Genomic DNA, 2804 nt, shown 5'->3' with positions numbered 1-2804 from the left:
CGATGCCGATCAGGGACTGGAGGGCGGCCCTGAACCAATTCTCAATCATATTTGAAGGCCGGTTACCGGTTTACTGACAACTCAAACCCGGACCGTTTACACAAAATGCTTTACATGCCCGCGATTCCTATCAGCTAATTGCAAATTCTGCAAATTCTGTGCGAATTATTGTCCGGGTTGGTCTGTGTGCGTCTGTGGTTGATTAAGAATTTGATTTCGATAATACTTATAACAGGAAAAACCCCACGCGTAAATCCCTTTCCCGGTTCTCCAAAACAAAAAACCCTGCCATTGCAGGCAGGGTTTTCTTAAACAGTATGTAGTTCTTCTAAAATTCTAAGCTTTACGTTTACGCCGGGCAATCAGCAAGGAGCCAAGACCGGAACCAAGTAACCAAACAGCACCGGGAATGGGAACCGGCGCAGCCTTAACCCCAACCACGCAAACAGAAATCCCTGTTTTACAGTCATTTTTATCAAATGACCCATCCCAAGATGCAAAATCCCCACAATTATTCCCACCCCAGTAATCAAAATTATCAGCAAAAAATACCAAGTAAGCATAATCGCCGGGCGCATCTCCTGAACCACCGGAAAACGCTCCACTACCGTCATCAAATAGGGTAACCAAGGTACCTAATGTAAACTGAGTCGGGGTACCACTTGATTGAAAAGGTGTCAAGCCAAGATAAACTTGACCATTGACTGATCTGTTAGCGGGATCCCCATCGGAAAAATTAACAAAAGAACCCATTGCATCAGTTTCACCATATTCAAAGGTAGCATGGTCATCACTTTCACCAAAATAAAAATCCATATCAATGGTTGAACCGCTAACCACCGGACCGGCGCTGTTATCCCAAGCAGATGTACTATAACTCCAAGCCCCAGCCCATGAAGCACAACCAATTAGCATTGCGACCACAACCAACACTCTGATCAAAATTCTCTTGTTCATCTTTTCCTCCCAATTTATCATACCGGCACCTGAAACATGGCACCAAAATTTTATCCTTTACCCCTCAAAGCGGCTATTGGATTTTTACATTGTGTTCCAATATTAGCCGATTTTTTTATTGATGTAAATAGCACTAAAGTATGAAAAAAAGACAACGAGAACTTCTAAAGTATGAAAAAAGTATTAAATTTATCTAGTATAGCTATAGACAGATATATCAATATCTTACATTGCTCACGATCCCATTAGTGTTAAACTCGACCACCACGGTGCGAAAGCGGTTACGCCAATACTTCCACTGGTTATCATCAAGCGATGGGGTCTCATGGGCGGCGGGATAACCCAAAGCCGCCATTACCCCTTTTTTGGTCATCCCGTTGTAAGCCTTACCGGCCTTGACCCCCTTCAGGTCAACCTCCGAAAGACCTTTCAGAGAAACCGGTTTTGCCGACAAAATCAGTTCCATATACTCCTCAACACTGATCCCCAGACGTCTCTCGTGAACCTCAAAACCCCGTGTCGACCATCAGGCAGATCATAGTAAAAGCCGTAATTTTTCCCAAAACGCTTCCAGGGCTTAGAAAGTAGAGTAAATGGAAACATTCGTCAATCGAAAAAATCAACTTGCTTTTCACAACTAACTTAATTATATTTAACACTATTGAAATTTGCGACCGTTGCCCTCCCGCCTGACGCCGGCAGCCAATCGAAAAAACTTAAAAAACATAAAAAAGATTTGTACGCAGATCAGGTTGGAGTTCTCATAATGGACAAAAAATGCGACACTGCTTCCCCTAAAACCGATAAGTTTTTCTGCCGCATCATCCGCCAACTTTTTAACCTCGATGAACTTGTCCATATCTTTGTCGCTCTAACCCTGGTCATCATTGCTCTCTGCATGCTCGGCCATGCGGCAACCTACTTTGCAAGATTCAATGATGTTCACTCTCTTCTCAAAGCGGTCAATATGGTTCTGCTGGTTCTGATTGTCATGGAGCTCTTATGGCCGGTCCTCTCCTTTCTGAAAAAAGACCCTTTCACACTCAACCCATTTATCTACGTCTGCATCATCTCCAGCATTCGCCGTATCCTGATTGTCGAGGCCGAGATGTCACTTGGTCACTACGATCACAAAGCCTATGCTCTGGAGATCGGCATCAGTGTCGGCACCATCTTTGTCATGACCATCGTCCACTATATCTACAACAAGGGTCATATTCTCGAAAAACGCTGTTCCCTGCCCAAAAAAGACGATGAGCAACAGCAGGATTCGTAAAAAAAAATTTACTCAGCCAAACAGACTACAGGGTGTCTTGAAAAATTAGGATTTTTGTTCAAGAACAAGGCAGCCGAAGATTTTAACCGCAGGAATACATTTAGTATTTTGAGGATTAAAATATGAGCCTAACGCAGTAATTGGGCAAAAAGACAATTTTTCAAGGTGCCCTACAGAATTTCCCTTAAAGCTTTTAAAAAGCGCTCAACATTGACCGGCCGGGCCGTATGGCCCATCAGACCGATACGCCAGATTTTGCCGGCCAGCGGCCCGAGACCGGCGCCGATTTCAATTTTATAATCATTGAGCAGACGGCGGCGCAAACCAGCTTCATCAACCCCTTGCGGCACCTTGACGGCGTTGAGCATCGGCAGACGACAGGATTTATCGACCAGCATCTCAAGCCCCAGATCCCCGAGACCGGCAACCAGCTGCGCATGACACTCCCTCTGCTGAATAATAATTGGTTAGGGCGAGGTACGTCCGGTTTCTCGGTAATTTTGCGTAAGATCATGCCGGTTTCACGCCGGTAAGTTTTTTTGTGTTGCAAATACGATATAAATATGGCAGT

The 2804-nt window shown here is 44.5% G+C and carries 3 protein-coding genes and 1 pseudogene; 1 reads left to right on the top strand and 3 read right to left on the bottom strand.

What is annotated here, in order from left to right; all coding sequences use genetic code 11:
- Positions 1-336 precede the first annotated feature (336 nt).
- Positions 337-957 (bottom strand): hypothetical protein, encoded by a 621-nt coding sequence (locus tag ENN66_05010; GenBank protein ID HDS15959.1) that lies wholly within the window; start codon positions 955-957, stop codon positions 337-339.
- A 217-nt stretch (positions 958-1174) separates the two neighbouring features.
- Positions 1175-1423, bottom strand: a complete 249-nt coding sequence (gene bamE / locus ENN66_05005) for an outer membrane protein assembly factor BamE (protein HDS15958.1) — start codon at positions 1421-1423, stop codon at positions 1175-1177.
- A 300-nt stretch (positions 1424-1723) separates the two neighbouring features.
- Here bamE and ENN66_05000 point away from each other — a divergent pair, with 300 nt between their 5' ends.
- Positions 1724-2233 carry a hypothetical protein gene (locus ENN66_05000; protein HDS15957.1) on the top strand — a complete coding sequence of 170 codons (510 nt, stop codon included), beginning with the start codon at positions 1724-1726 and terminating at the stop codon, positions 2231-2233.
- A gap of 170 nt (positions 2234-2403) precedes the next feature.
- On the opposite strand, the pseudogene ENN66_04995 reads toward ENN66_05000, so the two are convergent.
- Positions 2404-2664, bottom strand: a pseudogene (locus ENN66_04995) (alanine--glyoxylate aminotransferase family protein).
- Between the last annotated feature and the right edge of the window lie 140 nt (positions 2665-2804).

The organism is Pseudomonadota bacterium (assembly GCA_011049115.1).
Taxonomy (GTDB): Bacteria; Desulfobacterota; Anaeroferrophillalia; order Anaeroferrophillales; family Tharpellaceae; genus DSCM01.
Note: the sequence above shows the minus strand (reverse complement) of the source record. Positions and strands in the feature narration are given on the sequence as shown.

Coding starts and splice junctions, on each gene's coding strand:
- ENN66_05010 (HDS15959.1), bottom strand. CDS start 957: ATGAACAAGAGAATTTTGATCAGAGTGTTGGTTGTGGTCGCAATGCTA.
- bamE (HDS15958.1), bottom strand. CDS start 1,423: ATGGAACTGATTTTGTCGGCAAAACCGGTTTCTCTGAAAGGTCTTTCG.
- ENN66_05000 (HDS15957.1), top strand. CDS start 1,724: ATGGACAAAAAATGCGACACTGCTTCCCCTAAAACCGATAAGTTTTTC.